The organism is Sphingopyxis sp. (assembly GCF_034380315.1).
Taxonomy (GTDB): domain Bacteria; phylum Pseudomonadota; class Alphaproteobacteria; order Sphingomonadales; family Sphingomonadaceae; genus Sphingopyxis.
This window is the reverse complement of the sequence record NZ_JAXMPB010000013.1, coordinates 26,685-52,629: the sequence shown is the minus strand read 5'-3', so window position 1 is coordinate 52,629 and position 25,945 is coordinate 26,685. Positions and strand designations below refer to the sequence as shown.

Genomic DNA, 25,945 nt, shown 5'->3' with positions numbered 1-25,945 from the left:
TTCGGCAAGCTCAAACAGCAACGACGCATCGCCACCCGATACGACAAGACACTTCTCTCGTTCGAGAGCTTCCTCAACCTCGCCGCCTCGCGCCTATGGCTGAAGTCTTTTGTCAACACGACCTAATCCAGATTAGTGCCAAGTGTTTGCGGCCGGGCTAAGGTCGTCCGGCGCGTCGCTGTCCGGCGACGCGAGGGAGGGTCATTCGTTGCTGTCGATCATCTATGTAAGCGTCGCCGATCCCTTGCTCGGAACGGACGACATAACGAAGCTTGTCGAACAGGCGCAGCGCAACAATGCCCGTGACGAACTGACGGGCGCGCTGATTTATAACGGCCATAATTTCATGCAATTGCTCGAAGGCCCTTCGGCGAAGGTGGAGGCGTGCCTGGGCCTGATCCGGCCCGACCGGCGGCATTCGGGGATGGTCGAAATTCGCCGACGCCATGTTTCGGAACGCGAATTTTCGGGCTGGTCGATGCTCTATCACCGGCTGCACGGCGATGTTGAGGCTGATTTGTCGCGACTTGCCGCGAATGGAAAGCTTGATGAACAGGACGAGCGGCTGATGGCGAACTTCATTGCGCTCGGTGCGCGCCGCGGCGCGGGGTGACGGCGTGTCGTGGCGTTGAGGCGGCTTTGGGCGACAGGCGGCCCGGCGTGTCACGCTTCGGCTTTGCTTCGCGGTTCGGACACGCTAAGCCTGTGGAATAACTCCGGGGCGAATGCCAAGACAAAGGCCATATTATCAGCGATATAGTTCCTCTGCCGCTCGACGACGACAGCTTCAAGCGGGAACTTGCGGCGATGTTGCCGCACTTGCGCGCCTTTGGGCGCAGCCTGTGTGGCAACGCCGATCTTGCCGACGATCTGGTCCAGGAAACGATGATGAAGGCGTGGAAAGCGCGCGCTTCCTATGTTCCAGGCCCGTCGAGCATGAAGAGCTGGGCTTTCGTGATCCTGCGCAACTGTTTCCTGTCGCAGATGCGGCGGCGCAAATTCACCGCCGAATATGACGAGTTGGCGGCGGAACGGCTGCTTGTCGCCCCGGATGACCAGGATGACAGCCTGCACCTCGCCGATGTCCAGCGCGCGCTGATGCAGTTGCCGGTCGACCAGCGCGAGGCGTTGGTGCTGATCGGCGCCGGGCAGCTTTCCTATGAGGAAGGCGCGGCGATCTGCGGATGCGCGGTGGGGACGATGAAAAGCCGCGTGTCGCGTGCGCGGACCGCGCTACAGGTGATCCTGGACAGCGACGACATGCCGCGGCGCGGGGGCGATGCCCTGCCGCTTGGCGATCCGTTCGCCGCGATCATGGACAATGTCGACCAACTGACGGCCGGCCGAACACCGGCCGAATAGCGGCCGCGCAGCGTGTGTTCAGGCCGCGAGCTGCGGCGTGAACATCAGGCTCTGGCTGATCGCCGCGCGCACGCTGTTCTCGCGAAACGGTTTGGAAATCAGAAAGGTCGGCTCGACGCGATTGCCGGTCAGCAGGCGCTCGGGAAAGGCGGTGATGAAGATTGCCGGAACCGGCGCCAGGGCCAATATGTCCTGAACCGCGTCGATGCCCGAGGATCCGTCGGCCAGCTGTATGTCGGCCAGCACCAGCCCGGCATCGGTGGCCTCGAAGGCGGCGACCGCGTCTTCGTGCGTGGTTGCGATTCCGGCGACATCGTGGCCGAGCCCGCGGACGATCTGTTCCAGCTCCATCGCGATCAGCGGTTCGTCCTCGATAATCAGCACCGAGGTGCGCGATTCGCGATCGATGTCGGCGACCGCATCGGCCAGCAGGCGCTCGACCGTCGGTTCGTCGGTGCCGGTGATCGTCGCTGTCTCCTCGACCGAAAATCCTTCGAGGGCGTTGAGCAACAGAATCTGGCGGCCAAGCGGGGTGATGGTCGCCAGACGCTGATTGGCGGCCCGCACCAGCGGATCTTCTTCGTCGTCGACATCGCCGTCGGCGATGAAGGCGCTTTCCCAGATCCGGTGAAAGTGGCGGTAAAGGTCAATGCGGGTCCCGTTTCCAGCGCTGAACTCGTCCGGCGCGGCGACAATGACCTCCAAAGTCGTGTGGACGAAATTGTCGCCATGCTGCTGACTGCCGGTCAGCGCGCGGGCATAGCGGCGCAGGAAGGGCAGGTGTCCACGGATTTCATCGCCCAAACTCATATATCGGCCTCCCTCTCTTGGAAATGTTGATACGCGCGCCCGCGCTGGTCGGTTCCCGGCTGCGACGAAATGAGGGCGCGCCCTGCAACCTGTCGTCCTGCAAAGCGTAAAATCCGACGACAAACACGGACTGTGGCCGTAAGATGATGGAAAGGTACGATTTTCCATAAGGAAGGCCGATTTGCTTTTGTAGGAACCGAATTCATGGCAGAGCGGCCGGGGGATCAGATCGAGACGGCGCGATCGGCGGCAAAGGAGGGGGTGTTGGCGGACGGCGGAGAAGATGGTGCGGCGCTACGTGAAAAGTGGCGGCTCGACACGCTTCGGGAATATCATCTGCTCGACACCGATCCCGAGCAAGCCTTCGACCGCGTGACCGCGCTGGTCGCCGACCTGTTCGACGCCCCCATTGCGCTGGTGTCGCTGGTCGATGACTGTCGGCAATGGTTTAAATCGGCGCATGGCCTCGATGCCTCCGAAACCCCGCGCAATATCAGCTTTTGCCAACATGTGGTCGCCGACGAACGGCCTGTGATCGTCACCGACCCACTGAACGATCCGCGCTTCGCCGACAATCCGCTGGTGACGGGCGATCCGCATATCCGCTTTTACGCCGGCGTTCCCCTGCGCGCGCACAATGGCGCGGTGCTCGGTACCTTGTGTGTCATCGACCGTGAACCGCGCGAGGCTCCGGATGCCAAGGCGATGCAGCGGCTAGAGGATTTCGCGGCTATCGTGATGGCGGAGGCGGAATTGCGGCGTACCGCCTTCGAACGCGACGAGGCGCGGCGGATGCTGGAACGCGCCCTCGATTTTTCGAGCATCGCCATCTGGCAGTTCGATCCCATCACCGACGCCATTCGCTGGCAGGGTGCGGCTGCCGAATTGTGGGGCGGCGATTTCGCGGCCGCGCTGCCGACCGCAGAGGCCGTGTTCGGCCGCATCCATCCCGACGATCGCGCCATGGTGCGCGCGGCGGTCGACGAGGCGGTGAGCAGCGGCGCGCCCTATGCCACCGAATTTCGCGTGCAGCATCCCGAACGCGGCGTCCGCTGGCTTGCCGGGCGGGCCGATTGGGACGTGCGTCTGAACGAGGCGGTGCTGACCGGCATCAACGTCGACATCACCGAACAGAAAAGCCGGCAGGAAAACGCCAATCTGCTGATGCGCGAACTGCATCACCGGATGCGCAACCTGTTCGCGACGGTCGGCGCGATCATCTCGCTGACCCGGCATTCCGCCGATGGCGTCGACGATTATGTCGAGCGGATCAACAGCCGCCTCGATGCGCTCAATCGTGCCCAGAATGTCCTGCTCGGCGCCAATTTCATGACCGGGTCGATGCATGCGCTGATGCGCGAGGTGGAGGCAGCCTTTCCGCGCATCCACTGGACGGGCCCCGACCTGCTGCTGCCCGAAAATGCGTTGGTCGCGATGGCCCTTCTGTTCAACGAACTAGCGACCAATGCCGTCAAGCACGGCGCGCTGTCGACCGAACATGGGCGAGTGGAGGTCAGCTGGACACAGGAAGGCGGCGAAGAGGATGATCGCCGGTTCCGCATGACCTGGACGGAAACCGGCGGGGCACAAGTTGTTGGCGCGCCCCAACGGACCAGTTTCGGCACCTTGCTCATGGAACGCAGCGTACGCAACAATCTGGGCGGGACGATCGAGCGGCATTGGGAACCGACCGGTCTCGTCTGCGAAATCACGCTGCCCGCGCGCTGGCGCGAAGCCTGAACGGGGAAGGGTGGGGACGATGCCATTGGAAGCGCTGATCGCGCGGCTCGGCTATTATAACGACCTTGGCGCTGGCGACCGGGCGGCGCTGTCGCAACTGGGCGGCAAGGTGCGCCCGTTTCGCGCGAACAGCGAAATCATCTCGGCGGGCCAGAAAATGGATGCCGTGCTCGTGATGCGCGATGGGTGGGCGGCTCGCTTCAAGACGCTTGAGGATGGGCGCCGCCAGATTCTCAATATCCTGCTTCCCGGCGACATATTCGACCTTCAGGTCCTCGTCGCGGCAGAGGCGGATCATGGCGTGATCGCCGTTACCGACGGGTCGTTTTATGCGCTGTCGCCGCCGGCGGTGCGCGCCATGCTGGCGGGATCTGGAACGCTGACCATGGCCTTCTGGTGGACGCAGGTGCAGGAAGAAGCGTTTCTGCGGGAACAGATCGTGCGCAACGGCCGCCAGAGCGCGCAGGAACGGATCGGCCATCTGCTGCTCGAACTTCATCGCCGCGCCCAGATCGTCAAACAGGCCCATGGCGACAGCCTCAGGCTGCCGCTGACCCAGACGCAGATCGCCGATACGCTGGGCTTGACGCCGATCCACACCAACCGCGTCCTGCGACGCTTGGTTCGCGCGGGCTATATTGAAATGGGGCGCCAGTGGATTCACTTCCTCGACGCGCCGGCGCTCGCCGAAATGTGCGAGTTCGATCCCAGCTATTTCCACCTGGACGCCTTTCGGATGCGGTTGGGCCAGATGCGGCCGGGGTAATGGGTCGACAGCAGTTTGTTCTTTCTTTGTTCGATATGCTATCGATGATATGCTATCGATATTGAATGAACCGCTTGGCGCTCCATGCATTGATAGGCCGATGACCGGTCACTGGCTCGAACCCCATCCGCATGGCCTCTATGTGCGGCCGGCCGATCTTTGGATCGATCCCGCCCGCCCGGTCGATCGCGCCGTCGTCACCCACGGTCATGCCGATCACGCGCGCAGCGGGCATGGCGCGGTGTTTGCGACCCCTGAAACGCTGGCGATCATGGCGCTACGCTATGGTGTCGATGCCGAAGCGAGCCACAATGCCGCCTTTGCCTATGGCGAGGGCTTTGAACGCGGCGGGGTGCGCTTTTCCTTTCACCCGGCGGGCCATGTCCTCGGCAGCGCGCAAATCGCGATGGAGCATGGGGGGGAGCGCGTCGTCGTCACGGGCGACTATAAACGGCGGCACGATCCGACCTGCGCGCCGTTCGAGGTCGTGCCGTGCGATATCTTCATTACCGAGGCGACCTTTGGCTTGCCCGTGTTCCGCCACCCCGCGACCGGGGACGAGATTGCGAAGCTGATCGCCGCCGTGCGGGCGGAGCCCGACCGGTCGGTACTCGTCGGCGCCTATGCGCTGGGCAAGGCGCAGCGGGTGATCGCCGAACTGCGCGCGGCCGGTTGGGACGCCCCCATCTATATTCATGGCGCGCTCGAACGCATGTGTGCGCTTTATCGCGATCATGGCATCGACCTGGGCGATCTCAGGCTGGTGGCCGATACCGCACGCGACGCGATGGCGGGGCAGATCGTCGTCGCTCCGCCATCGGCGCTCGGCGACCGCTGGTCGCGGCGGCTGCCTGATCCCGTGACCGCGATGGCGTCGGGCTGGATGCGGGTACGCCAGCGCGCGCGGGCGCGGATGGTCGAATTGCCGCTGATCATTTCCGATCATGCCGACTGGGACGAACTCACCGCGACGATCGCGGAGGTGAACCCGCGAGAAAGCTGGATCACCCATGGCAGCGAGGATGGTCTGCTGCGCTGGTGCGAGCTTCACCAGCGCAAGGCGCGCGCCCTGCATCTCGTCGGCCGCGATCAGGAGGAGGGAGAGGCGTGAAGCGCTTTGCCGCCCTGATCGACCGGCTGATCTATACCCGTTCGCGCAATACGAAGCTGGCGCTCATCGCCGACTATCTTCGCCATACGCCCGACCCCGATCGCGGCTGGGCGCTTGCGGCGCTGACCGAGGCGTTCGACTTTCCCGCGATCAAGGCCGGCACGGTTCGCGCGCTGCTCGCCTCGCGGGTCGATGGCGAACTGTTCCGCCTGTCGCGCCATTTCGTTGGCGACACCGCGGAAACCGCCGCGCTGCTCTGGCCGGAACCCGCGTCGGGTTCGGCGGGGCGGCCGGTTCTCGGTCTCAGCGAAACGGTCGAAACGCTTGCTGCCGCGACGCGAAGCGATGCGCCGGTGGTCCTTGCCTCGCTCCTCGACCGCCTCGATGCCGACGGACGCTATGCGCTGCTCAAGCTGGCGCTCGGCGGCATGCGTATCGGCGTGTCGGCGCGGCTCGCGAAACAGGCCTTTGCCCAGGCTTTCGATGTGCCCGTCGACGATGTCGAGGAATTGTGGCACGCGATCCCGCCGCCCTATGGCCCGCTCTTCGCCTGGGGCGAGCGGCGGGCGCCGCGGCCCGACCTTGCCGATGTCGCCTATTTCCGGCCCTTCATGCTCGCGCATCCGCTGGACGCCGAAAGCGTCGATCTTGCCGACTATGCCGCCGAATGGAAATGGGACGGTATCCGCGTCCAGATCGTCCGCAGCGGCGACCGGACGCGCCTCTACAGCCGTGGCGGCGAGGAAATCGGGGCGGCCTTTCCCGAACTGGTTGCGGCGTTCGGTCGCCATGCGGTCATCGACGGCGAGCTGCTGGTGCGCGGCGATACGCAGGGCGGCGATGCCGCCAGCTTCAATGCGTTGCAGCAGCGTCTGGGGCGCAAGGCGGTGTCCAAAAAGATGCTGGCCGAATATCCCGCCTTCGTCCGCGTCTATGACCTCCTCGATCTCGATGGCCGCGATTTGCGCGGCCTTGCGTGGACCGAGCGCCGACGGCTGCTCGAAGCTTTCGCGGCGAACCTGCCGGCCAGCCATTTCGATCTGTCGCCATTGATCGCGGCGTCCGATTTCGACGCGCTCGCCGCGCTGCGGGCGGGTGCGCGCGATGCGGCGATCGAGGGGGTGATGCTGAAACGCCGCGACGCGCCCTATGTGGCGGGGCGCCGCGCCGGGCTGTGGTATAAATGGAAACGCGATCCGCTGATCGCCGATTGCGTGCTGATGTATGCGCAGCGCGGCAATGGCCGCCGGGCGAGCTTCTATTCCGACTATACCTTCGGTTGCTGGAACGATGCGGGCGAGCTGCTGCCGGTCGGCAAGGCCTATTCGGGCTTTACCGACGAGGATCTGAAATGGCTCGACAAATATGTCCGCGACCACACGACCGATCGCTTCGGCCCGGTGCGCGAAGTGGAAAAGACACTGGTGCTGGAGGTCGCCTTCGATTCCGTCCACGCATCGAAACGGCACAAGTCGGGGCTTGCGATGCGCTTCCCGCGGATTTCGCGCATCCGCCGCGACAAGCCCGCCGAAGAGGCTGACCGGATCGCGACGCTGCGCAGCATGGTGACGTAGCCCCTTCGTCATAGCGACGAGCCGAAGGCGACGCGGCAACTCAGGCCAGGCGGTAGCCGCTCTGGATTGCTTGGCCTACGGCCGCCTTCGGCCCGCTTCGCTCGCAAGGACGAGAGGAAAAATTCCCCGTCCCGGGGTTGCAACCGCGCGCCCCGATACCGAGTTAAGGCCCCGAACGTTCAAAACAAAAGGAAGACTGCCATGACAATCGCTCACCCCCCGCTTCCCTACGCCCAGGACGCACTGGCCCCGCATATCTCGGCCGACACGCTGGCGACGCATCATGGCAAGCATCACAAGGCCTATGTCGACAAGGTCAACGCGGCGATTGAGGGCACCGATCTGGCGGGCAAAAGCCTTGAGGATATCGTCCACCACGCCGAAGGCGCAGGCAACAAGGGGCTGTTCAACAACGCCGCCCAGTCGTGGAACCACGCCTTTTACTGGGAAAGCCTGAGCCCGGCCAAGACTGCGCCCACCGGCGACCTGGCCGCCGCGATCGATCGCGACTTCGGTTCGCTGGACGCGCTCAAAAAGCAGCTCAAGGAAACCGCGGTCAACCATTTCGCGTCGGGCTGGGCATGGCTCGTTGCCAAGGACGGCACGCTGTCGGTGACCGACACGCATGACGCCGGCACCGAACTGGCCGCGGGCGTCAAGCCGCTGCTCGTCATCGATGTGTGGGAACATGCCTATTACATCGACCGCAAGAATCTGCGCCCCGCCTATGTCGACGCGGTGGTCGACGATCTCCTCAACTGGGACTTTGCGGCGGAAAACCTCGCCCGCGACGGCGCCTGGACCTATCCGGCCTGATCGGGAAATAATCGGGGCATCAATGTCCTATCGTCATGGCGGCGCGTCTTATATAGCGCCGCCATGACCATCAGCCTTTTCGAACTTTTCAAGATCGGTGTCGGACCCTCGAGCTCGCATACAGTGGGACCGATGGTTGCCGGGCGCCGCTTCGGCCTCTGGCTGGACGAGCATGAACTGCTCCCTCGTACCGCGCATGTCGAGGCCGACCTTTACGGCTCGCTCGCGCTGACTGGAAAGGGGCACGCCTCCGATACCGCGCTCGTCGCGGGTCTTGCGGGCGAGATCCCGGCCGAAACCAGCCTTGCGGCGATTCAGGCGCATTGGACACGCGCCGAAAACGAAGGTTTCCTCTATCTGCTCGGGCGCCAGCGCGTGCGGTTCGAACCCAAGCGCGACCTGCATTTCCAGATGCGCCAGCGTCAGCCCTTTCACACCAATGCCTTGTCCTTCACCGCGCGCGATGCGGAAGGCGAAATCCTGGCCAAGCGCATGTATTTCTCGATCGGCGGCGGCTTCGTCGTCGACGAGGACGAAGCGGGGCGCAACAGCCGCGGCGCTGAGGACGAGGTCGAACTGCCCTATCCCTTCACCTCGGGCGCCGACCTGATCGCGATGGGCAAGGCGTCGGGCCTCAGCTTTGCCGAAATGATGTTCGCCAACGAAGTGCGTCACCGCCCGCCGAACGAGGTGACGGCGGGTATCGATGCGATCGCCGAGGCGATGGATGCCTCGATCGACGCGGGCTGTTCGAGCACGGGCATTCTCCCCGGCGGGCTCAAGGTCAAACGCCGCGCGCCGCAGATCGCCGACGACATCCGAAACCGCCACGAAGCCAATCTGACCGATCCGCTCGCGATGATGGACTGGATCAACCTGTGGGCGATGGCGGTGAACGAGGAAAATGCCGCGGGCGGCAAGGTCGTCACCGCGCCGACCAACGGCGCGGCGGGGATCATCCCGGCGGTGATCCGCTTCTACCGGCGCGGCTATCGCGGCGACGCCGCCGGGGTGCGGACCTTCCTGCTCACCGCGGCCGCGGTCGGCGCGCTCTACAAACGCAACGCCAGCATTTCGGGCGCCGAGGTCGGCTGCCAGGGCGAGGTCGGCGTCGCCTGCTCGATGGCGGCGGCGGGGCTGACCGCCGCGCTCGGCGGCACCAACGCGCAGATCGAAAACGCCGCAGAGATTGGCATGGAGCATAACCTCGGCCTCACTTGCGATCCGATCGGCGGGCTCGTCCAGATCCCGTGTATCGAGCGCAATGCGATGGGCGCGATCAAGGCGATCGACGCGAGCCGCATCGCGATGATCGGCGACGGCACGCATGTCGTCAGCCTCGACACCGTCATCGTGACGATGCTGCAGACGGGCCGCGACATGCGCGACAAATATAAGGAAACGTCGAAGGGCGGGCTGGCGGTCAGTGTGGTGGAGTGTTGAGCACTGCTCCCCTTCAATCGTCACCCCGGGTCAAGCCCGGCGCGCGCGCGGGACAGCAGAGAAACGGCTTTCCTACATTATCTCGCTCTGTCAGCCTGTCATCCTGCAACTTCCGGCTCTTTGATCCCGTCGATATTCCCGCCTTCGCTTAAGGCGACAAAGGAGACAGTTTCGCGCTGCGCGTCCGTATCTTTTGTCGCTTTAAGACGGATGTGACGGCATGGATCCGCCCTGTCGCGCAGCGATGGGGAGGTGGCAGCGGCGGAGCCGCTGACGGAGGGGCGATGACGCCGACGTCGCGGCCCTTCCACGACCGCTTCGCGGCGCCCCCCTCCACGGCTGCGCCGCCGCGAGGATCACATGCTTGCATTGCCGCGCGCTTTGCGGGATTGGAGCGGCCAAGAAGGAGACCCGCCATGAAGACCCGCGCCGCCGTTGCGTTCGAAGCGAAGAAGCCGCTCGAAATCGTTGAGCTTGATCTGGAAGGCCCCAAGGCAGGCGAGGTGCTGGTCGAGATCATGGCGACGGGCATCTGCCACACCGACGCCTATACGCTCGACGGTTTCGACAGCGAGGGCATCTTTCCGAGCGTGCTGGGGCATGAGGGCGCAGGGATCGTGCGCGAGGTCGGCGCGGGGGTGACGAGCGTCGTCCCCGGCGACCATGTCATCCCGCTCTACACCCCCGAATGCCGCCAGTGCAAAAGCTGCCTTTCGGGCAAGACCAACCTCTGCACCGCGATCCGCGCCACCCAAGGAAAGGGGCTGATGCCCGACGGCACGACGCGCTTTTCGTACAAGGGCCAGCCGATCTTCCACTATATGGGCTGCTCGACATTCTCGAACTTCACCGTGCTGCCCGAGATTGCGGTCGCAAAGATCCGCGAGGACGCGCCGTTCCAGTCGAGCTGCTACATCGGCTGCGGCGTGACCACGGGCGTCGGCGCGGTGATCAACACCGCAAAGGTGCAGGTCGGCGACAATGTCGTGATCTTCGGTCTGGGCGGGATCGGGCTCAACGTGATCCAGGGCGCGCGGCTTGCGGGGGCGAACCAGATCATCGGCGTCGACATCAACCCCGATCGTGAAGAATGGGGCCGCAAGTTCGGCATGACCGACTTCCTCAATTCAAAGGGCATGAGCCGCGAGGATGTCGTCGCGGCAATCGTCCAGATGACCGACGGCGGCGCCGACTACACCTTCGACGCGACGGGCAATACCGAGGTGATGCGGATCGCACTCGAAGCCTGCCATCGCGGTTGGGGCACCTCGATCATCATCGGCGTCGCTGAGGCGGGCAAGGAAATCGCGACGCGCCCGTTCCAGCTCGTCACCGGGCGCAACTGGCGCGGCACCGCCTTCGGCGGCGCCAAGGGGCGCACCGACGTGCCGAAGATCGTCGACATGTACATGCAGGGCAAGATCGAGATCGACCCGATGATCACCCACGTCATGGGGCTGGAAGAGATCAACAAGGGTTTCGACCTGATGCACGCGGGCGAGAGCATCCGCAGCGTCGTCGTTTACTAAAGGGAAGCATATATGTTCAGCCATGTGGCGCTGGGGTCGAACGACATCGCGGCGAGTAAGCGCTTTTACGATGCGACCCTCGCCCTGTTCGGCGTGCCTGAAGGCTATGTCGATGAGCGCGGGCGGCTGATCTATATGCACGCGGGCGGCCGGTTGGTCGTGACGCAACCGGTCAACGGCGGGGCGGCGGCGTGCGGCAATGGCCACACGCTGGGGTTCCTCGCCCCCTCGACCGATGCGGTCGATGCCTGGCACGCGGCGGGGGTGGCGAACGGCGGGACGACGGCGGAAGATCCGCCGGGCATTCGTCACGCGACCGAGGGGCGCGTCGTCTATCTCGCCTATCTGCGCGACCCGGCGGGCAACAAGCTTTGCGCCACGCACAAGGTTTCGGGCTGACATGACCGGCGAAAACGGACCCGCCTATGTGCTGACCTTCAGCTGCGTCGACGCGGTGGGCATCGTCGCGGCGGTGACGGGGCTGCTCGCGGAGCGCGATGGCTTCATCCTCGACAGCCAGCAATATGCCGATCTCGATTCGGGGCGTTTCTTCATGCGCGTCGAGTTTCGCGGGGCGGGAGCGGCCTTTCCGGAAGGGCTGGCGGGGGTGCAGGCGGCGTTCGCGCCGATCGTCGAGCGATTTGCGATGGAGGCGCGGATCAGCGACCGCACCGCGAAACCGCGCTTCGTCATCGCGGTGTCGCAGGGCAGCCATTGCCTCAACGACCTTCTGCACCGCTGGTCGACCGGTAATCTGGCGATCGACATCGTCGGCGTGGTATCGAATCACGAGGCGCAGCGGCGCCTCAGCGAATGGCACGGCGTGCCCTTCCACTATCTGCCGGTCAGCAGCGACAATCGTGCCGAACAGGAAGCGGCCATCCTCGATGTGATGGCGCGCGGCGGCGCCGAATATCTGGTGCTTGCGCGCTATATGCAGGTGCTGACGGAGGATTTGTCGGCCAGGCTCGCCGGGCGCTGCATCAATATCCACCACAGTTTCCTGCCCGGTTTCAAGGGCGCCAAACCCTATCACCGCGCCCACGAACGCGGGGTGAAGCTGATCGGCGCCACCGCGCATTTCGTGACCAGCGACCTCGACGAAGGGCCGATCATCGAACAGGCGGTCGAGCGCGTCGATCACCGCGATTCGGTGGAGGATCTGATCCGCACCGGCCGCGATATAGAGGCGCAGGTGCTCGCGCGTGCGGTGCGCTGGGTCGCTGAACAGCGGGTGCTGATCGACGGGCGCAAGACGGTTGTGTTTCGCTGACGGCGCGAACAAGATTGGGTATCGATTCGCAACGAAAACCAGAAGGAGCAAAGGCGATGTACAGTCACAATATGGTCGGGTCGAACGACCTTGAGGCATCGAAGAAATTCTATGACGCTACCTTTCAGGCGATCGGTGGAAAGCCCGCGATCCAGGACGACAAGGGCCGCCTGATCTATGTGCACAATGGCGGACTTTTCCTTGTCGGCGCGCCGATCGACGGCCAGCCGGCAACCGCGGGCAACGGCTGCACAATCGGTTTCGCGATGGACGGGCCAGAGCAAGCAAAGGCGTGGCACGACGCGGGTGTCGCCAATGGCGGCACCTCGATCGAAGATCCGCCGGGCGTGCGCGAGGGCGGCTTTGGCGCCATGTACCTCGCCTATCTGCGCGATCCGTCGGGTAACAAGCTGTGCGCCTTGCACCGGATGTAATCTGACATGATGCGGGGCGAAGCGGGATTGCTGGCGGATCTGCATGCGCAGGCCATCCCCTTCGCCGCGCACGAACATGCCGCGGTGTTCACTGTCGCCGAAAGCGACGACGTCAACGCCGCGATTCCCGGCGCGCATACCAAGAATCTGTTCCTGAAGGATGCCGGCGGCGCCTTCTGGCTCGTCACCGTGCCGGGCGAGGCGCGCGTCGATCTGAAGGCTTTGCCCGCCGCGATCGGTTGCAAACGGGTGAGCTTCGGCAAGGCGGAGGATATGGCGCGATTGCTCGGCATCCAGCCGGGATCGGTGACACCGCTCGCCGCGATCAATGCCGAACCCGGCAGCCTCACCGTGGTGATCGACGCCGGGCTGGCGGCGGCGGCGCGGGTCAATGTCCATCCGCTGCGCAACACCGGCACTTTGGGGCTGTCCGGCGCGGCGATACTGGACCTGCTGCGCCATTGGGGTCATGACCCCGTCACCGCTCCCATCCCGACACAGGAACAGATATGACCCTCGAAACGGTTTCGACAGTGCGCAGCCATGGCGGTACGCAGGGTGTTTACCGGCACGCCAGCACCGCGACCGGCACCGATATGAGCTTTGCGGTCTTTGTCCCCGACCATGAAGCGGGGGCGGTCCTGCCGGTGCTCTGGTATCTGTCGGGGCTGACCTGCACCCACGCCAATGTCATGGAAAAGGGCGAATATCGCGCGGCCTGCGCGCGGCACGGCATCATCTTCGTGGCGCCCGACACCAGCCCGCGCGGCGACGATGTGCCCGACGATCCGGATGGGGCGTGGGATTTCGGGCTCGGCGCCGGCTTTTACGTCGATGCGACCGAGGAACCGTGGGCGAAACATTACCGCATGCGCTCCTATGTCGAGGATGAGTTGCCGTCGGTGGTGCTGCGTCATTTTCCGATGGCCGACCTGACGCGGCAGGGGATTAGCGGCCATTCGATGGGCGGCCATGGCGCGCTCACCGTCGCCTTGCGCACCCCTGACCGTTTCCGGTCGGTATCGGCCTTTTCGCCGATCGCCGCGCCGCTGCAATGCCCGTGGGGGGAAAAGGCGCTGGCGAACTATCTCGGCGCCGATCGCGAAGCGTGGCGCGCTTACGACGCCTGTGCGCTGATCGACGGCGGTGCGCGGTTGCCCGATCTGCTGGTGGACCAGGGTACGGCGGATAATTTCCTCGATGCCCAGCTCAAGACGCATTTGCTGGAAGAGGCGTGCAAGAGGGCGGGGCAAAAGGCCGACATCCGGATGCAGCCGGGCTATGACCACAGCTATTATTTCATCTCGACCTTCATGGCCGAACATATCGAATGGCACGCCGAACGGCTAAAGGCCTAATCGTCGCGTGGGGCACGACGACGGTGGGTTATGGAACCAGCAGCGTCGATCCCGTCGTCCGCCCGGCAGCCAGATCTTCCTGCGCGCGCGCCGCATCGGTCAGCGGATAGCGCTGGCCGATGGTGATGCCGACCGCGCCGCTGCCGATCATCTCGAAGACCCGCGCTGCGCCCGCGGTGCGTTCGGCGGGGTCGCGATAATAATCGAACAGCGTCGGCCGGGTGACGAATTGCGACCCGTGCAGCGCAAGAACGCCCAGGTTCACGCCGGTGACGGGGCCGCCGGCATTGCCATAGCTGACGATCAGGCCGCGCCGCGCCGTGGCCTGGAGCGAGGTCTGCCAGGTGGTCATGCCGATGCCGTCAAAGGTGACGGGGACCCCGTTGCCGCCGGTGATCTCGCGGACCCGCGCGGCGACATCCTCCTCCCTGTAACGGATGATATGGTCGGCGCCCGCAGCGGTGGCGGTGGCGGCCTTTTCGGCGGTGCTGACGGTGCCAATGACGGTTGCGCCGATCGCTTTCAGCCACTGGACGAGGATCAGGCCAACCCCGCCCGCCGCGGCGTGGACGAGCACCGGCCAGCCCGCCTCGACCTTCGCGCAGCGCTCGACGAGTGCTTCGACCGTCCCGGCTTTCAGCAGCGCGGCGGCGGCGGTCTCTTCGCTGATTGCGTCGGGCAACTTGAACAAGGATGCGGCGGGGACGATCCGCGCGGTGGCATAGGCGTTGCGCTGCGGTCCAAAGGTCGCAACCCGGTCGCCGGGCGCGAGATGATCGACCCCTGCGCCGACTGCAAGGATTTCGCCCGCCGCCTCGAGCCCGAGCCCGCCGGGCAGCTCGACCGGATAGGTGCCGTCGCGGTGATAAATGTCGATATAGTTGAGCCCGATCGCGGTCTGGCGGATCAGCGCCTGACCCGGGCCCGGATCGCCAAGCGTGACGTCGCGCCACTGGATAACCTCGGGTCCGCCCTGCTTTTCGATAAACGCTTCGGTCGCCTGCATGTCCGTGCCTCCTGCCGCCGCGGCCATTGTGCGGCCGCATGGCAGTTGGTGCAAGCTGCACGATCGCCTAGGGTCGCGTTTCCCCGGCTTTCGCCGGGAAAGCGGCTCGTCGGCTTACCGGCCCTGGTGGCGCGGCTTGCCCTTGCCAAAGGGTTTGGGCTTGAAACCGCCGGGCTTGCCATAAGGCTTGCGTGGGCCATCGTTGCGCGGGCCGCCCTTGTGCGGGCCCTTTTCGCGGCGCGGCGGCCAGGTCGGGCCGTCGGGGGCCGGGGTGATCGCGACGCCGCTGTCATCCTCGCCATCGGCATTGGCGCTGCGCTGCACCGCTTCGGCAAAACGGTCGGCGATGGCGATCGGGATGTTGAACAATGTCTCTGACGGACCGATGCGGATGGCGCCGATCTCGTTCTTGGTGACATGGCCGCGGCGGCACAGCAGCGGCAGAATCCAGCGCGGGTCGGCATTCTGGCGGCGACCGATGTTCAGGCGGAACCAGACGCTGTCGTCGAACCCCTCGCGCCACTCGCCGCTCCGTTCGGGGCGTTCGAACCGCTCGCCGCGTTCCGGACGCTCGCCGCGGCCGCGGGCGCCGGTGTCGATCAGATCCTCGGGCGGCGGCATCGTCGCGCGGTGCGCGCGGACGAGCGCAGCGGCGATATCCTCGGGCGTACGTTCGGCCATCAGCCGCTGGGCGAGTTCCAGATCCTCGGGTTCATGCTCCTGCGGGGCAAGCAGCTTTTCGATCAGCCGTTCCTGATCGCGAGCGCGGACGTCGGCGGCGGTCGGCGCGTTCATCCATTCGGCGTTGATCCGTGCACCGCGCAGCATGCCGTCGACGCGGCGGCGGCGCGGATAGGGGACGATGATCGCCGCGGTGCCCTTTTTGCCTGCGCGGCCGGTGCGTCCGGACCGGTGTTGCAGCGTTTCGGCGTCGCGCGGGATTTCGACGTGGATGACCAGGCTGAGCGTCGGCAGGTCGATGCCGCGCGCCGCGACGTCGGTGGCGACGCACACCCGCGCGCGGCGGTCGCGAAGGGCTTGCAGCGCGTGGTTGCGTTCATTCTGGCTATGTTCGCCCGATAGCGCGACGACCGCAAAGCCGCGCTCGGTCAAGCTGGCGTGGAGACGGCGAACATTGTCGCGCGTCGCGCAGAACAGCATGGCGGTTTCGGCGTCGTGCAGGCGCAGCAGGTTGACGACCGCGCCCTCGATGTCGGCGGGGGCGACGGTGATCGCCTGATAGCTGATGTCGCCATGGCCGCGTTCTTCGCCAACGGTCGAGATGCGCAGCGCATCCTGCTGATAGCGTTTGGCGAGCTGGGCGATCGGTTTCGGGATCGTCGCGGAGAAGAGCAGGGTGCGGCGGGTATCGGGGGTGGCGTCGAGAATTTCTTCCAGATCGTCGCGGAACCCCATGTCGAGCATTTCGTCGGCTTCGTCGAGCACCGCGACACGCAGCGCCGCTAGATCAAGCGCGCCGCGTTCGAGATGGTCGCGCAGACGTCCCGGGGTGCCGACGACGATATGCACGCCCTGGTTCAGCGCGCGGCGCTCCTTGCTCGCGTCCATACCGCCGACGCAGGTGGCGATGCGCGCACCCGCCTTGGCGTAAAGCCAGCCGAGCTCACGACTGACCTGCAGCGCGAGTTCGCGGGTCGGCGCGACGATCAGCGCCAGCGGCGACGTTGCAAAGGGCAAGCGCTCGCCTTCGATCAGCTGGCCGGCCATCGCGAGGCCAAAGGCGACGGTCTTGCCCGAACCGGTTTGTGCGGAAACCAGCAGATCGCGTCCGTGCGCGTCGGTTTCGACGACCTGAGCCTGAACGGGGGTCAGCGCTTCATAGCCGCGCGCGGTAAGGGCGTCCGCAAGGACGGGCGAGAGATGATCGAAAGCCATTTTGTTCTTCTTGTCCTGGGCGGGCTGCACCGCCGATTTGGTCGATTCGTCACGCTGGACCTGATCCGGGGCCCAATATCCTGCGGCACAGCGTTCGCCTGTGGATGCTGAAACAGCGATGCCATCGCCGGGTCAGCATGACGAAAATGATGGTTTGTCCGTTTCCTAAAGGGCCTGGCCTGCCGCGTGTCCGCTGGCCCAGGCCCATTGAAAATTATAGCCGCCCAGCCACCCGGTGACATCCACGGCTTCGCCGACCGCATAGAGCCCCGGAACGCTTTTGGCCATCATTGTTTGCGATGACAGATTTGCGGTCGAAATTCCGCCCACCGTCACCTCGGCCTTGGCAAAGCCCTCGGTGCCATTGGGGTGGAAGGTCCAGCGCGCCAGCCGCGCCTCCGCATCGGCCAGCTTGCGGTCGGTCAGCGCCCCCAATTCGCCGGGCAGCGCCAGCCGCTCGGCCAGCACCTGCGCCAACCGGTCGGGAAGCGCGGCGGCGAGCGCGGCGGCCAGGGAGGTGCGCGGGCGGGCGCGCTTGGCCTCGGCTAGCCACCCCGAAGCGGCATCGGGCAGAAAATCGATCGCCACCGGCTCGCCGTGCCGCCAATAGCTGCTGACCTGCAGGATGGCCGGCCCCGAAAGGCCGCGGTGGGTGAACAGCGCCGCTTCGCGGAATGCGGCGTTGCCCGCGCGCGCCTCGACCGGGGTGGCGACGCCCGACAGCTCGCGGAACAACACATCATCGCCGCCAAGGGTCAGCGGAACAAGGGCAGGGCGCGGCTCGACGACCTTCAACCCGAACTGTCGGGCAAGGTCGTAGGCAAGGCCGGTCGCGCCCATTTTGGGGATCGACGGGCCGCCGGTGGCGATGACGAGGCTTGGGGCGGTAAACATTTGGTCGCCGAAACCAACGCGAAAACCATCGTCGCCATGATCGACCGGGCCGACAGCCTGGCCGCAGCGCAGATCGACCCCGGCTTTCGCGGCTTCTTCGCACAGCATCGCGACAATCTGCTTCGCCGATCCGTCGCAGAAAAGCTGACCCAGCGTCTTTTCGTGCCAGGCGATGCCATAGGCGTCGACCAGGGCGATGAAATCGGCGGGGGTGTAGCGCGCGAGGGCTGATTTCGCGAAATGCGGGTTCGCCGAAATATAGCGGTCGGGGCCGGTATGAATGTTGGTGAAGTTGCAGCGTCCGCCGCCCGAGATGAGGATCTTCTTCCCCACCGCATCGGCATGGTCGAGCAGCAGCACCCGACGTCCGCGCTGCCCGGCGACAGCGGCGCACATCAGCCCGGCCGCGCCGGCACCCAGCACGATGGCATCATATCGGGGAGTGGCCATGAACGGTCAGCGCAGCTTTGCGATCGACAGCCCGTCGGCCTTGGCACGGATCTTTACCGATTCCTCGCTGCGGGTCAGCGCCTTGGCAATGGCTTTCAGCGCCATGCCTTTTTTCGCCAGATTGTGCAGCCTGTCGATTTCGGCGGCGGTCCAGGGCTGTTTATGGCGTTCGAACTTGTCTTTCATACCAGTTCCTCCGCGTCGGCATCGGCGGCCAGGATGGTGATCGCATCCTCGCGGCCCTGGAAAGCGACGCTCTCGTCGACCTCGGCGCCCATCAGGGCGCGGCCAAGCGGGGCGGTATAGGCGATACGCCCGGCGGTGGGGTCGGCCTCGTCATGGCCGACGATGGTAATATGGCGTTCGGCGCCGCCCAGCGAATAGCGGACACGGCTGCCGATCCCGACGACATCGGCGGCGGGCGGCGGTACGATTTCGGCGCTGGCCTTGCGGGTGCCGAAATAGCGCAGCTGGCGTTGCAATTTCTTGCGCGCTTCGGCGTCGCTTGCGGCCGCGACTGCCGTTTCGAGGCGCGCCACGGCTTCGCCGAGCAGCCGTGCGCCGCGGGCGGTGACAAGGTTCGGACCGACCGGGATCGGCAGTTCGAACTCGGGTTCCTTATGTTCGTCGTCGCTTTCGCGGCGGAACGCTACGCTCATCTTCATTCGTCCGGATGGGGAGGGATTGGGCTCTTTTGCACGGCGAAGGTGGCGACAAGATGGCACGAAAAATCTCCCGGCCGGTAACCGGCGCTGCGGGCGGCGCGAACCGGTGGGTGATGCCATCCCCCGCATCGCCCATTCTAAGGGAGATTATCGATGACCAACAATGTGAAAATGTCGCTCGCCGCATCGGCGCTTATCGCCATGGCCACCGCCGCCGCTGTTCCTGGCGCAGCGGTTGCGGCCAGCGGCGCGAAGGAAAAATGCTATGGCGTTGCCCTGAAGGGAAAGAATGATTGCGCCGCCGGGCCGGGCACCAGCTGCGCGGGAACCTCGACCGTCGATTATCAGGGCAATGCCTGGAAATATGTCGCGAAGGGCGCTTGCGAAAAAATGGGCGGCACGCTGGCCGCGCACAAGGGCAATGCCAAGCCGATGCCGAAGAAGGGCTGACGCGCACCCATGCTCCCGTCCCTGTTCCGCGACGACCTGCCGCCCTGCGCCGGTATCGGGCTGAAGCCGGCCCATTATGCTGACGTCCTGGCGGACGTGGAACGGGGAACCCCGCCCGCCTGGGTCGAAGTTCACCCCCAAAACTACTTCGGCGCAGGCGGGCCTCCGCATCGCTGGCTGGGTGCCATTGCTGCGCATCTGCCGATCAGCTTTCATTCGGTCGGACTGTCACTGGGGACGGTGTCGGGCGTTGATCGCGAAGAGCTGGCGGCGCTTGCTGCGCTTTGTGCACGGTACGAACCGGCGATGGTCTCGGATCATCTTAGCTGGTCGAACGGGCCCGACGACAAGTTTCCGGACCTGTTGCCGGTCCCCTACAGTCATGCCGCGCTCGACCATTTTGTTGCTGAAGTCACCCGGGTACAGGATCGGCTTGGTCGCAGGATATTGATCGAGAATCCGTCGCGCTATCTCGCCTACCGTCGGGATGATTGGTCGGAGGTGGATTTTCTGCACGAACTGTGTCGCCGCAGCGGCTGCGGTTTGCTGCTCGATGTCAATAATATCTGCGTGTCGGCGTTCAACCTCGACCTCGATCCATTGCCTTGGATCGACGCGATCGACCCCACGCTTGTCGGCGAAGTTCATGTTGCGGGTCATGCCGTTAAGGCCGACGGCATGGGTGGAAGGATCGCGATCGACGACCACGGATCGCCGGTCGATGGCGCCTGCTGGACCTTGCTGGAGCGCTTTCTTTGTCGCTCGGGTGCCAAGCCCGTTCTGGTTGAATGGGACAGCGATGTCCCGCCCTACGCGGTGCTGATGGCCGAGGTGGAACAGGCAAAAGCGTTGCTGCGCCCCTTGTCCATGCCGGAGATGGTTCATGGCTGATCGTGATTTGGGTGCCGGGCAGGCGGCCATCGCGGCGGCGCTGATCCAGGGGCCGGACCATTGTCCCGCCGATCTGTTTGTCGATGGCGACGTTGCAATCCTGCGCGGGCTTGCGGTTCATGCGAACACCGTGTCGCATGCGCGCCTGGTGGCGTTGGAGGACAGCTTTCCGCGGTGTCGGGCCCATCTGGGCGAGGCCCTGTTCAATCGCTTGTCGCGTTCCTTCCTTGACGCTGGAGGGGCTATGCGACGATCGCTCAACAAGATCGGTGCCGACTTTCCTGAATGGCTTGGACTGGCGTCGGGACGGCTCGCCGCCGACATCGCCATGGTCGAATGGGCGTGGCTGGAAAGTTATCACGCCATGGACGCCCCGGCGCTTCTTCTGTCCGATCTTGCGGGACTGGCTGTGGACGATCTGCTGGCACTTCGAACCCGGCGGCACCCTGCTGCCCGCATCGTGACACTGTCGAGCGCCGCCGCACCGCATTTCGATCCCGCGCTTTCGGGCGATACACCTGCGCTGCTGCTGACCCGCCCGGAAGCCGACGTCCGGTTGCTTGCGGTGAGCGAAAAGGAGGCGGCATTTCTGGCTGGAGCGGATTCGTTTGCGCCGCTCGGTAACCTGATTGCCCGGTTTGCCGAACCAGGGGGCGATGCCGCCGCCGTATTGATCGGCGCTGGTGCGATGGAGAAAAGTTGGTCATGAAATCTGTTGTTGCAATCTATGGTCGCGGGATTGCCTTGCTGAACAGCCCTGTTGTCGAGGGGGTGGCGCTATTGTTGGTGCGCGTGGCGCTCGCCGGCGTTTTCTGGCGTTCGGGCCGAACCAAGGTGGTCGAAGGAAGCTGGCTGGAAATCAACGATTTCACCTATGACCTGTTTCGCGACGAGTTTTCGGGCTTGCCGCTCGATCCGGCGCTTGCGGTGCCTCTGACGACCTGGGCGGAGCATGTTTTTCCTGTCCTGTTGCTGATCGGGCTGGCGACCCGTCTATCGGCAGCCGCCTTGCTGGTGATGACGCTTGTCATCCAGATTTTCGTCTTTCCCGATGCGTGGTGGCCGGTGCATTCCTTGTGGGCGGCAATGGCAGCGATATTGATCGTTCGTGGCGGCGGCCTGTTCTCGCTCGACGCGATTCTTGCTAGGCCGCAACGGGCATGAGGATCGACGAGCCTTCGCTGGCGCGGCTGATGGCTGCTTCGCAGCGAGGGGACCGCGCGGCTTATCGCGCGTTGCTCGGCGACTGCCGTGCCTGGCTGGCGCGATATTTTTCTCGACGTATTGCACCGCACCAGATCGACGATCTGGTTCAGGAAACCCTCGTGTCGATGCATCGCAAGCTGGCGACCTGGGACAGCGACCGCGCCTTTCTTCCCTGGCTGGCAGCCATCGCGCGCTATCGCTGGATCGACATGTTGCGGCGACAGCGCGACGAGGCGGAACTCGGTGAGGGAGACGCCGCAGTGGAGGCGGAAGATGACGCCGTTCATGCGCGACTGAGTATTGATCGGCTGTTGACACACTTGCCGCAAGGGCAGGCGCAGGCAATTACGCTCGTCAAGATCGAAGGCGCCTCGATTGCGGAGGCTTCGCAGATCAGCGGCCAAAGCGAATCGCTGGTGAAAGTGAATATCCATCGCGGGTTGAAAAAGCTCGCGGCATTGATCGAAAGCGAATGAGATGAAGGGTGCATCGCTCGACGAACTGATCGAGGGTCTGGCCGACGAACTGGAACCGATCACCCCCCGGCGTGTGACGCGAGGGTCGCTGATGGTCGCTGTGGGATGGGTCGGAGCAGCGGCATTGTTGCTCGGCCTGCTCGGCTTGCGCGGTGATCTGGCACGAGGCGTCATGTTGCCGCCACTGCCGATGCTGGCCTTCTGGTTGATCGCTGCCGTCGCGCTTGCCGCGATCTGGAGCGGGCTGCGCATGGGGCTGCCCGGTGTGGGGCGCGATTATAACGGCTGGCGCTGGGCAGGCATCGCGGCGATGGCGCTGCCATTGTCGGCGCTGTTCACGGGCATGGAGGACAGCCATGCGGCGATGGCCTCGGTCCGCCATGGCATCGATACACCGTGTCTGGCTCAGGCCCTGCTCGCCGGGCTGGGGGTGGGCGCCTCGCTGTTCCTATGGCTCAGGGGCGGCGCCCCGACGTCGCCGACCCGTGCTGCCTGGGTTATCGGTATTGCGGCCGGGGCATCGGGCGCCGCGATCGTCGCACTCCACTGCCCGATCGACGATCTGGTGCATATTGCCCTGTGGCACGGGCTGGCAATTCCGTTGTCGGGAGCGGCCGGGCGGTTGTTGTTGCCTTCTTTTTTGCGCTGGTAGCGCCATCGCAATCCGACATGCTGGACATCCTCCTCCGGCGCGTGTTATGTGAATAACACACATAGGAGATTTCTGATGTTTGACTGGCGGATGATTGCGCTTCCCGTGGTTCTGTCGACGACTGTATCGGGATGTGATGGTGCGGTGTCGCTCGGCGATGGCAGGTCAGAAGCGGGCTCGTCGGCTGAGGCGGGCGCAGTTGGAAGCCGAAGCTATGGCTTCAAGGATTTCGTTGGCGTCGAAGTCACCGGCCCCGATGACGTCACCATTCGCCAGGGCGATGCCTTTTCGATCAAGGCAAGCGGCTCCGAGGCGGAACTGGAACAACTCGAAATCGAGTTGGTCGGCGACAGGCTGTCGATCGGTCGAAAGAGCGAGCGCTTCAATGCTAGCCGCGTTCGCAGCCAGGGGGTGAAGATCGCGATCACGATGCCGCGCGTGACGAAGCTGACGCTGACCGGTTCGGGGGAAGTCGACGCCGATGTGGTCGAGGGCGAGGCGGTGTCGGCCGTCCTGACTGGATCCGGGGATCTCAAGATTGGCAAGCTCGTTGGCAAGAATGCCGCGATTTCGCTGACTGGGTCGGGTGATCTCGCTGTCGCTAGCGGCAATGTGGACCAGGCGCAGTATAAGCTGTCGGGTTCGGGCGATATTACGGCCTCGGGATTATCGGCGACCGCGCTCGACCTGTCGATTACCGGTTCGGGCAGCGCAGAGGCGCATGCGACGGGCGCGGCCGACGTCACCATCTTGGGTTCGGGCGATGCGATGCTGACCGGCGGCGCTTCCTGTTCGACCCGCACGCTGGGTTCGGGTGAAGTCAGCTGCACTTGATCGATGGCTGGTCTGACCACTGCAAAGCGGTTAGGCTGACGCCATGAACAGCGTTTTTCGACATTTGATCGCTGCGTCGGTGGCGCTCGCCGTTGCTCCCGCTGCCGCAGCCGAGAAGCGATTCGGCCTTACCAGCTTTGACACCATCGATGTCCAGGCGGATGTGATTGTCGAGGTGACGGCGCGCGCACCCGTGGGTGCAATTGCTGACGGGCCGCGCGATGCGCTTGACCGGTTGAGTATCGAAGCACGCGATGGACGCCTCGTCATTCGCGAGAGCCGTTTTGTCGGCGATGAACGGCGAACCGCACCACGCGGACCTGTGACGATTCGCGTCAACGCGGCGAACCTGCGGGCCGCGTCGCTTGCTGGTGCGGGATCGTTGCGGATCGATCGCCTGAAAGGCGCGCGCATCCGTATCACCCTTCAGGGACCGGGGCGTCTGACCGTCGATGCAATTGACGGCGACCGTCTTTCGGTCGCCATGATGGGCAACGGCATGATGACACTCGGGGGCAAGGCCAAGCGGGCGGAAATGATGCTTTCAGGTGCAGGGGCGGTCGATGCCGGGCGGCTGGCGGTCGATGCACTGGCCAGCGAAAGCGAGGGTACGGGCGACCATCGCTTTCACGCCGTCAAGACAGCGACGATAACGGCGCGGGGTATCGGGACGACGGTGGTGCTTGGCCGCCCGGTATGCACCGTGCGAAATGTCGGTTCAGGCACCGTAACATGCGGGACCGCGAAATAGGGCGGCATTCCCGCTCCACTACGCGTTCGTCTGCCAAAGTTTGCATGGACACGCTTCGATTTCGCGGGCGTTCCCTACAGGGTTCACAGGGCGGTTCCCAGCCCATCGATCTTCTTCGACTGGCGAGCGACAAGGCCTGGAAGGAAGCGGGCAAGGCGGGACAGGCGCTTGGCCATTTTTCCAACCGTGACATGCACCTTTGTTCCATGCACCGCGTTCCACGCTGCCTCGGCGACCCGCTCGACGGGGACGATCTCGAACCCGCTGGCCGACAGGCGGTTGCGCGCGGGTTCGTTGCTGTCTGCGCTCACCTGATCGAGGAGGGGGGTGTCGATGAAACCCGGCATCAGCGAGCGTACCTTGATACCATGTTTGGCAAATTCGATTTCCAGCGCTTCGGTCAGTCCGCGAACCGCGAATTTGGTGGCCGAATAAACGGCGAGCCCCGCGACGCCGTAGAATCCAGAGGCCGAACCCGTATTGAGGATGGTCGACCCCGGCGTCGCGCGAAGCAGCGGCATCGCCATATAGATGCCGTTCACCACGCCGCCGAAATTGATCGCAATCAGGCGGTCGGCTTCGGCCGGCTCCATGTCCATGAACTGGCCGCCCGATCCGATGCCGGCATTATTGAACAGCACGTCTAGGCGCCCGCCGCTGGCTGCGGCAAAGACGTTGAGCGCGGCCTCCCACTGGTCGCGATCGCGTACATCCATGACGTGTCGGGATGACGAGCCGCTGGGCAAGAGCGCGGCGGTTTCATCGATGCCCTGCGCATTGACATCGGCGATACCGACGAACCATCCCTGCGCGGCGAAGTGACGAGCCACCGCGCGTCCGATGCCCGAGCCGCCGCCGGTGATGAAAATGGATTTCTTTGTCATCGCCCTCTCCTTACATCATTGTCAGTGGTACAACAGGCGAACTGCCCCCGATCGTCAAGCATCAATCGCGGCTTGGCAAGGCGTTGCGGGGCTGGCAAGGACGGGCGCGATGACCCGCGTCGCGCGCCTGATCCTATTGTCCCTGCTCCTGTTTTTCGCGGGGTTTGCGGCGCCCACCCGGGCTGAGGTGGTGGTCAGCTTTTATAGCCACGACTTTGGCGACCGCTTTCCCCACGCCTTCATCGTCCTCAAGGGACGGGTCGATACTACCGGCGAAATTGTCGATACAAATTATGGCTTCACCGCGACTGCGGTAACACCGGCGATCCTTTTTGGGTCGGTGAAGGGGGAGGTGCAGTCGCAAAAGGCCGACTATATCGGGAAAAGCGACTTGCAATTCAGTATGACGCTGGACGACGCGACCTATGCGCGGGTGATCGCTAAAGTGGATGAATGGCGCGACCGCAACCAGCCGAGCTATAGTCTGAACAAGCGCAATTGCGTGCATTTTGTGATGGAGCTAGCCGAAGTCGTTGGGCTGGCGGTCAACCGCAAGAGCAAATATTTCAAGAAACCCAAGAGCTTTCTGGTCGAGGTCAAACGACTGAATCTGGCGCTGGACTGAGGCGGCTCTGGACGGGGCCTCGCTTTCACCCTATGTTCAGCATCGCGTG

Annotated in this window: 30 protein-coding genes and 1 pseudogene; 24 read left to right on the top strand and 7 right to left on the bottom strand. The window is 64.5% G+C overall.

Annotated elements, in window-relative coordinates:
* From U0S50_RS17540 to U0S50_RS17530, 3 genes and pseudogenes are all read left to right on the top strand, one after another.
* A pseudogene (locus tag U0S50_RS17540) lies at positions 1-126 on the top strand (IS5/IS1182 family transposase); the annotation flags it as partial.
* 82 nt (positions 127-208) lie between these two features.
* Complete coding sequence (locus U0S50_RS17535; RefSeq protein WP_322309970.1) at positions 209-613, top strand: BLUF domain-containing protein; 405 nt, start codon at positions 209-211, stop codon at positions 611-613.
* Between the two features lie 194 nt (positions 614-807).
* Positions 808-1,362 carry a sigma-70 family RNA polymerase sigma factor gene (locus tag U0S50_RS17530; protein ID WP_322309969.1) on the top strand — a complete coding sequence of 185 codons (555 nt, stop codon included), beginning with the start codon at positions 808-810 and terminating at the stop codon, positions 1,360-1,362.
* Positions 1,363-1,380: 18 nt separating this feature from the next.
* On the opposite strand, the gene U0S50_RS17525 is transcribed toward U0S50_RS17530, so the two are convergent.
* Positions 1,381-2,172, bottom strand: a complete 792-nt coding sequence (locus U0S50_RS17525) for a response regulator (RefSeq protein ID WP_322309968.1) — start codon at positions 2,170-2,172, stop codon at positions 1,381-1,383.
* A 204-nt stretch (positions 2,173-2,376) separates the two neighbouring features.
* On the opposite strand from U0S50_RS17525, the gene U0S50_RS17520 reads away from it, so the two are divergent.
* The 12 genes from U0S50_RS17520 to fghA all read left to right on the top strand — a co-directional run bounded on the left by U0S50_RS17520 (position 2,377) and on the right by fghA (position 14,216).
* On the top strand, positions 2,377-3,912 hold the full coding sequence (locus U0S50_RS17520) for a sensor histidine kinase (protein ID WP_322309967.1): 1,536 nt from the start codon (positions 2,377-2,379) through the stop codon (positions 3,910-3,912).
* Between the two features lie 19 nt (positions 3,913-3,931).
* Positions 3,932-4,678 (top strand): Crp/Fnr family transcriptional regulator, encoded by a 747-nt coding sequence (locus U0S50_RS17515; RefSeq protein ID WP_322309966.1) that lies wholly within the window; start codon positions 3,932-3,934, stop codon positions 4,676-4,678.
* A 100-nt stretch (positions 4,679-4,778) separates the two neighbouring features.
* Complete coding sequence (locus U0S50_RS17510) at positions 4,779-5,789, top strand: ligase-associated DNA damage response exonuclease (RefSeq protein WP_322309965.1); 1,011 nt, start codon at positions 4,779-4,781, stop codon at positions 5,787-5,789.
* Positions 5,786-7,363, top strand: a complete 1,578-nt coding sequence (locus U0S50_RS17505) for a cisplatin damage response ATP-dependent DNA ligase (protein WP_322309964.1) — start codon at positions 5,786-5,788, stop codon at positions 7,361-7,363. Before U0S50_RS17510 ends, U0S50_RS17505 begins: the two co-directional genes overlap by 4 nt.
* A 201-nt stretch (positions 7,364-7,564) precedes the next feature.
* Positions 7,565-8,179, top strand: a complete 615-nt coding sequence (locus U0S50_RS17500) for a superoxide dismutase (RefSeq protein WP_322309963.1) — start codon at positions 7,565-7,567, stop codon at positions 8,177-8,179.
* 63 nt (positions 8,180-8,242) lie between these two features.
* Complete coding sequence (locus U0S50_RS17495) at positions 8,243-9,622, top strand: L-serine ammonia-lyase (RefSeq protein WP_322309962.1); 1,380 nt, start codon at positions 8,243-8,245, stop codon at positions 9,620-9,622.
* A gap of 416 nt (positions 9,623-10,038) precedes the next feature.
* Entirely contained in the window at positions 10,039-11,151 is a 1,113-nt protein-coding gene (locus tag U0S50_RS17490; RefSeq protein ID WP_322309961.1) for an S-(hydroxymethyl)glutathione dehydrogenase/class III alcohol dehydrogenase, read from the top strand.
* A 12-nt stretch (positions 11,152-11,163) separates the two neighbouring features.
* Positions 11,164-11,550 (top strand): VOC family protein, encoded by a 387-nt coding sequence (locus U0S50_RS17485; protein WP_322309960.1) that lies wholly within the window; start codon positions 11,164-11,166, stop codon positions 11,548-11,550.
* A gap of 1 nt (position 11,551) precedes the next feature.
* Positions 11,552-12,424 (top strand): formyltetrahydrofolate deformylase, encoded by an 873-nt coding sequence (gene purU / locus U0S50_RS17480; protein WP_322309959.1) that lies wholly within the window; start codon positions 11,552-11,554, stop codon positions 12,422-12,424.
* A gap of 56 nt (positions 12,425-12,480) precedes the next feature.
* Positions 12,481-12,858: a VOC family protein gene (locus U0S50_RS17475; protein WP_322309958.1), complete on the top strand. Its 378-nt coding sequence runs from the start codon at positions 12,481-12,483 to the stop codon at positions 12,856-12,858.
* Positions 12,859-12,864: 6 nt separating this feature from the next.
* Entirely contained in the window at positions 12,865-13,371 is a 507-nt protein-coding gene (locus U0S50_RS17470; protein ID WP_322309957.1) for a prolyl-tRNA synthetase associated domain-containing protein, read from the top strand.
* Positions 13,368-14,216, top strand: coding sequence for an S-formylglutathione hydrolase (gene fghA, locus U0S50_RS17465; protein WP_322309956.1), 849 nt, complete (start codon positions 13,368-13,370; stop codon positions 14,214-14,216). Before U0S50_RS17470 ends, fghA begins: the two co-directional genes overlap by 4 nt.
* Positions 14,217-14,244: 28 nt before the next feature.
* On the opposite strand, the gene U0S50_RS17460 is transcribed toward fghA, so the two are convergent.
* The 5 genes from U0S50_RS17460 to U0S50_RS17440 form a co-directional block, all read right to left on the bottom strand.
* Positions 14,245-15,222: a quinone oxidoreductase gene (locus U0S50_RS17460; RefSeq protein ID WP_322309955.1), complete on the bottom strand. Its 978-nt coding sequence runs from the start codon at positions 15,220-15,222 to the stop codon at positions 14,245-14,247.
* Between the two features lie 114 nt (positions 15,223-15,336).
* Positions 15,337-17,118, bottom strand: a complete 1,782-nt coding sequence (locus U0S50_RS17455; protein WP_322309954.1) for a DEAD/DEAH box helicase — start codon at positions 17,116-17,118, stop codon at positions 15,337-15,339.
* 165 nt (positions 17,119-17,283) lie between these two features.
* A complete protein-coding gene (locus U0S50_RS17450; RefSeq protein WP_322309953.1) occupies positions 17,284-18,462 on the bottom strand; it encodes an NAD(P)/FAD-dependent oxidoreductase in 1,179 nt (392 codons plus the stop codon).
* 6 nt (positions 18,463-18,468) lie between these two features.
* Positions 18,469-18,648: a hypothetical protein gene (locus tag U0S50_RS17445; protein WP_322309952.1), complete on the bottom strand. Its 180-nt coding sequence runs from the start codon at positions 18,646-18,648 to the stop codon at positions 18,469-18,471.
* A complete protein-coding gene (locus U0S50_RS17440; protein ID WP_322309951.1) occupies positions 18,645-19,121 on the bottom strand; it encodes a GreA/GreB family elongation factor in 477 nt (158 codons plus the stop codon). Before U0S50_RS17440 ends, U0S50_RS17445 begins: the two co-directional genes overlap by 4 nt.
* 159 nt (positions 19,122-19,280) lie before the next feature.
* On the opposite strand from U0S50_RS17440, the gene U0S50_RS17435 reads away from it, so the two are divergent.
* The 8 genes from U0S50_RS17435 to U0S50_RS17400 all read left to right on the top strand — a co-directional run bounded on the left by U0S50_RS17435 (position 19,281) and on the right by U0S50_RS17400 (position 24,387).
* Positions 19,281-19,577, top strand: coding sequence for a DUF2282 domain-containing protein (locus U0S50_RS17435; protein WP_322309950.1), 297 nt, complete (start codon positions 19,281-19,283; stop codon positions 19,575-19,577).
* A 9-nt stretch (positions 19,578-19,586) separates the two neighbouring features.
* A complete protein-coding gene (locus tag U0S50_RS17430) occupies positions 19,587-20,468 on the top strand; it encodes a DUF692 domain-containing protein (protein ID WP_322309949.1) in 882 nt (293 codons plus the stop codon).
* Positions 20,461-21,177 (top strand): DNA-binding domain-containing protein, encoded by a 717-nt coding sequence (locus U0S50_RS17425; RefSeq protein ID WP_322309948.1) that lies wholly within the window; start codon positions 20,461-20,463, stop codon positions 21,175-21,177. Before U0S50_RS17430 ends, U0S50_RS17425 begins: the two co-directional genes overlap by 8 nt.
* The gene (locus U0S50_RS17420; protein ID WP_322309947.1) at positions 21,174-21,632 is read left to right on the top strand and encodes a DoxX family protein; all 459 of its coding nucleotides are present in this window, start codon (positions 21,174-21,176) and stop codon (positions 21,630-21,632) included. Before U0S50_RS17425 ends, U0S50_RS17420 begins: the two co-directional genes overlap by 4 nt.
* On the top strand, positions 21,629-22,150 hold the full coding sequence (locus tag U0S50_RS17415; RefSeq protein WP_322309946.1) for a sigma-70 family RNA polymerase sigma factor: 522 nt from the start codon (positions 21,629-21,631) through the stop codon (positions 22,148-22,150). The genes U0S50_RS17420 and U0S50_RS17415 overlap by 4 nt, the downstream gene beginning before the upstream one ends.
* A 1-nt stretch (position 22,151) precedes the next feature.
* The gene (locus U0S50_RS17410; protein WP_322309945.1) at positions 22,152-22,802 is read left to right on the top strand and encodes an NrsF family protein; all 651 of its coding nucleotides are present in this window, start codon (positions 22,152-22,154) and stop codon (positions 22,800-22,802) included.
* Between the two features lie 75 nt (positions 22,803-22,877).
* Positions 22,878-23,636 (top strand): head GIN domain-containing protein, encoded by a 759-nt coding sequence (locus U0S50_RS17405; protein WP_322309944.1) that lies wholly within the window; start codon positions 22,878-22,880, stop codon positions 23,634-23,636.
* A 43-nt stretch (positions 23,637-23,679) separates the two neighbouring features.
* Entirely contained in the window at positions 23,680-24,387 is a 708-nt protein-coding gene (locus tag U0S50_RS17400) for a head GIN domain-containing protein (RefSeq protein WP_322309943.1), read from the top strand.
* Between the two features lie 83 nt (positions 24,388-24,470).
* Here U0S50_RS17400 and U0S50_RS17395 read toward each other — a convergent pair whose 3' ends face one another.
* Positions 24,471-25,271 (bottom strand): SDR family oxidoreductase, encoded by an 801-nt coding sequence (locus U0S50_RS17395; protein ID WP_322309942.1) that lies wholly within the window; start codon positions 25,269-25,271, stop codon positions 24,471-24,473.
* Between the two features lie 109 nt (positions 25,272-25,380).
* Between U0S50_RS17395 and U0S50_RS17390 the strand changes: the two genes are divergently transcribed.
* Entirely contained in the window at positions 25,381-25,896 is a 516-nt protein-coding gene (locus U0S50_RS17390; protein WP_322309941.1) for a hypothetical protein, read from the top strand.
* Positions 25,897-25,945: the final 49 nt, after the last annotated feature.

What these genes read in the sequence shown, in the direction of transcription:
- U0S50_RS17530 (WP_322309969.1), top strand. Translation starts at nt 808, where the DNA reads ATGTTGCCGCACTTGCGCGCCTTTGGGCGCAGCCTGTGTGGCAACGCC.
- U0S50_RS17525 (WP_322309968.1), bottom strand. Translation starts at nt 2,172, where the DNA reads ATGAGTTTGGGCGATGAAATCCGTGGACACCTGCCCTTCCTGCGCCGC.
- U0S50_RS17520 (WP_322309967.1), top strand. Translation starts at nt 2,377, where the DNA reads ATGGCAGAGCGGCCGGGGGATCAGATCGAGACGGCGCGATCGGCGGCA.
- U0S50_RS17515 (WP_322309966.1), top strand. Translation starts at nt 3,932, where the DNA reads ATGCCATTGGAAGCGCTGATCGCGCGGCTCGGCTATTATAACGACCTT.
- U0S50_RS17510 (WP_322309965.1), top strand. Translation starts at nt 4,779, where the DNA reads ATGACCGGTCACTGGCTCGAACCCCATCCGCATGGCCTCTATGTGCGG.
- U0S50_RS17500 (WP_322309963.1), top strand. Translation starts at nt 7,565, where the DNA reads ATGACAATCGCTCACCCCCCGCTTCCCTACGCCCAGGACGCACTGGCC.
- U0S50_RS17495 (WP_322309962.1), top strand. Translation starts at nt 8,243, where the DNA reads ATGACCATCAGCCTTTTCGAACTTTTCAAGATCGGTGTCGGACCCTCG.
- U0S50_RS17490 (WP_322309961.1), top strand. Translation starts at nt 10,039, where the DNA reads ATGAAGACCCGCGCCGCCGTTGCGTTCGAAGCGAAGAAGCCGCTCGAA.
- U0S50_RS17485 (WP_322309960.1), top strand. Translation starts at nt 11,164, where the DNA reads ATGTTCAGCCATGTGGCGCTGGGGTCGAACGACATCGCGGCGAGTAAG.
- purU (WP_322309959.1), top strand. Translation starts at nt 11,552, where the DNA reads ATGACCGGCGAAAACGGACCCGCCTATGTGCTGACCTTCAGCTGCGTC.
- U0S50_RS17475 (WP_322309958.1), top strand. Translation starts at nt 12,481, where the DNA reads ATGTACAGTCACAATATGGTCGGGTCGAACGACCTTGAGGCATCGAAG.
- U0S50_RS17470 (WP_322309957.1), top strand. Translation starts at nt 12,865, where the DNA reads ATGATGCGGGGCGAAGCGGGATTGCTGGCGGATCTGCATGCGCAGGCC.
- fghA (WP_322309956.1), top strand. Translation starts at nt 13,368, where the DNA reads ATGACCCTCGAAACGGTTTCGACAGTGCGCAGCCATGGCGGTACGCAG.
- U0S50_RS17460 (WP_322309955.1), bottom strand. Translation starts at nt 15,222, where the DNA reads ATGCAGGCGACCGAAGCGTTTATCGAAAAGCAGGGCGGACCCGAGGTT.
- U0S50_RS17455 (WP_322309954.1), bottom strand. Translation starts at nt 17,118, where the DNA reads ATGGCTTTCGATCATCTCTCGCCCGTCCTTGCGGACGCCCTTACCGCG.
- U0S50_RS17450 (WP_322309953.1), bottom strand. Translation starts at nt 18,462, where the DNA reads ATGGCCACTCCCCGATATGATGCCATCGTGCTGGGTGCCGGCGCGGCC.
- U0S50_RS17445 (WP_322309952.1), bottom strand. Translation starts at nt 18,648, where the DNA reads ATGAAAGACAAGTTCGAACGCCATAAACAGCCCTGGACCGCCGCCGAA.
- U0S50_RS17440 (WP_322309951.1), bottom strand. Translation starts at nt 19,121, where the DNA reads ATGAGCGTAGCGTTCCGCCGCGAAAGCGACGACGAACATAAGGAACCC.
- U0S50_RS17435 (WP_322309950.1), top strand. Translation starts at nt 19,281, where the DNA reads ATGACCAACAATGTGAAAATGTCGCTCGCCGCATCGGCGCTTATCGCC.
- U0S50_RS17430 (WP_322309949.1), top strand. Translation starts at nt 19,587, where the DNA reads ATGCTCCCGTCCCTGTTCCGCGACGACCTGCCGCCCTGCGCCGGTATC.
- U0S50_RS17425 (WP_322309948.1), top strand. Translation starts at nt 20,461, where the DNA reads ATGGCTGATCGTGATTTGGGTGCCGGGCAGGCGGCCATCGCGGCGGCG.
- U0S50_RS17420 (WP_322309947.1), top strand. Translation starts at nt 21,174, where the DNA reads ATGAAATCTGTTGTTGCAATCTATGGTCGCGGGATTGCCTTGCTGAAC.
- U0S50_RS17415 (WP_322309946.1), top strand. Translation starts at nt 21,629, where the DNA reads ATGAGGATCGACGAGCCTTCGCTGGCGCGGCTGATGGCTGCTTCGCAG.
- U0S50_RS17410 (WP_322309945.1), top strand. Translation starts at nt 22,152, where the DNA reads ATGAAGGGTGCATCGCTCGACGAACTGATCGAGGGTCTGGCCGACGAA.
- U0S50_RS17405 (WP_322309944.1), top strand. Translation starts at nt 22,878, where the DNA reads ATGTTTGACTGGCGGATGATTGCGCTTCCCGTGGTTCTGTCGACGACT.
- U0S50_RS17400 (WP_322309943.1), top strand. Translation starts at nt 23,680, where the DNA reads ATGAACAGCGTTTTTCGACATTTGATCGCTGCGTCGGTGGCGCTCGCC.
- U0S50_RS17395 (WP_322309942.1), bottom strand. Translation starts at nt 25,271, where the DNA reads ATGACAAAGAAATCCATTTTCATCACCGGCGGCGGCTCGGGCATCGGA.
- U0S50_RS17390 (WP_322309941.1), top strand. Translation starts at nt 25,381, where the DNA reads ATGACCCGCGTCGCGCGCCTGATCCTATTGTCCCTGCTCCTGTTTTTC.